At 59.1% G+C, this 1,698-nt stretch carries 2 protein-coding genes and 1 pseudogene; all 3 read right to left on the bottom strand.

Features of this window, described 5'->3' with window-relative positions; translation table 11 throughout:
• Positions 1–451, bottom strand: a pseudogene (locus M503_RS17830) (transposase); the annotation flags it as partial.
• Between the two features lie 188 nt (positions 452–639).
• On the bottom strand, positions 640–921 hold the full coding sequence (locus M503_RS17495; protein ID WP_155952052.1) for a hypothetical protein: 282 nt from the start codon (positions 919–921) through the stop codon (positions 640–642).
• On the bottom strand, positions 909–1,698 hold a 790-nt coding region (locus M503_RS17910), incomplete at its 5' end, for an RHS repeat-associated core domain-containing protein (protein ID WP_331280022.1). The genes M503_RS17910 and M503_RS17495, both read right to left, overlap by 13 nt.

Below are 1,698 nucleotides of genomic sequence, written 5' to 3'. Positions count from 1 at the left end.
TACCCGAACCGCGGCACCTTCGGCGACGCGGCCAGCAAGCGCTCGGCCACCGCCTGGTCCTTGGCGGCCTGGCGCGGAGCGTAGCTGGCGATGCGGCGGCTCAGGCCCAGGTAACGAAGGGCCTTGCGCTGCGAGAGTCCCCGACGGACCAGCACCTGGACCGTGTCGCGTCGTTCCGACGGGGTCGTCATTTTTTTCGGACGATCTCCTTCATCCCGTCGATGACCAGCATCTGCTCGGCCACCAGCCGCTTGAGCCGGGCGTTCTCGGACTCGAGGTCCTTGAGCCGCCGGGCGTCGGGCACGTCCAGGCCGCCGAACTTGTTGCGCCAGCGGAAAAAGGTCTGCTCGGTCAGGTTGTGTTTCTTGCACAGCGCCTTGATCGACATGGCGCCGACCTCGGCCTCACGCAGGATGCCGATGATCTGTTCGTCGGTGAATCGCTTCTTCATGGAGCTCTCCTTGCCTGTTAAGGGTAGAGAACTCACCAGCCAACTGGCTACACGATCCGTCTCAGGTCAGGCCCATTGATGATTACAGCAGTTGCCAGTCCCAACGGATCAACCGCGTTTACAGGATTCCCTGATGTATAGGCATATGTATTGCAGGGAGCAGACTTAAAAGCAGCAGAACCCGTCAGCTAAGTAAGTGCTTGCCAAGCAAAAAAGACTCCCACTAGAAGCGACATGATCATAAGAACACCTGACGCAAGCGAGACGAAGCGTGTCACAGCATCAAGCCCTTGAAATCCGCCGCGGAGAATAAAGCTAATGACCCAGAACGGATGCCAATCTGTACTCGCCGGATTGCCGGCCCGCTTGTAGTGCTCTGGATACTTTCGTCGCAGTATCGCAGCCAGTACGCTGGCAAGTAGAACGGCGAGTACCGCCGGAATAAAAAAGCCAAGGACTACTTTTTGCATGGGCACGTCCCGATGGTCTTCGCCCACAGCACCTTTGCACCCCCGACGCTTGCAGAAGCAGACGCACTATATCCTGCTACTGGCGCAAGCCCCCACCCGGACGATGCGCCTCCTAAACGCGTCGCTCCAAAGCTGGCCCCCACTCCACCAGCTATCGCAATGTTATAGCTAGCGTACTCACCGTTGAAGACGCTCGGATCTGGGAATGCGTTTCCGTCGCTGAACGAGACATTTGAACCCATGTATGTAATAGGGCTTCCCACCTTTTTCGGTAAAGATGAGCCCGAGCCAGCAACTGCCTGAACACGTACTAGATAGCGCGGCTCGCCATTCCCCTCGCATTTGTTTGAAAGTGTGAAGGTTGCCCCGCCGCCGTAGCCATACCCGTACTCCAGTGAGGTACCAGACCAATCGGTCAGCCCAAGTGGATCAATGCGGCTGACAGGATTACCGCTGGCATAGGCATAGGTATTCAGCCCACCCGCCAACCCAATCGGATCGCTTTCGACATAGCGCCCTGTACTCGGATCGTAGCTCCGGAACCGGTTGTACCAAAGCCCACTCTCCTGATCCCAATACTGCCCCGGGAACCCCAGGTTCAATCCTCCAATACTGTCCAGGGTGACGGTGCGGTCGAACGCATAGTTGCTCGCCCGCCAGACGATGGCCTTGCTGCTGTTGGTCGCCACCTCCGGCCGCCCCAGGTGGTCGGTGTGGATCGCATAGAGTTGCCCGCCGCGCACCAGCGCCACCGGCTCCCCGCCCGGCAGCCGCAGG

This window comes from Pseudoxanthomonas suwonensis J47, assembly GCF_000513955.1.
Taxonomy (GTDB): Bacteria; Pseudomonadota; Gammaproteobacteria; order Xanthomonadales; family Xanthomonadaceae; genus Pseudoxanthomonas; species Pseudoxanthomonas suwonensis_C.
The sequence above is the reverse complement of the archived record's forward strand: the minus strand, read 5'-3'. Positions and strand labels throughout refer to the sequence as shown.

Excerpts from the sequence above, each read along its gene's own strand:
- M503_RS17495 (WP_155952052.1), bottom strand. The coding sequence starts at position 921 with ATGCAAAAAGTAGTCCTTGGCTTTTTTATTCCGGCGGTACTCGCCGTT.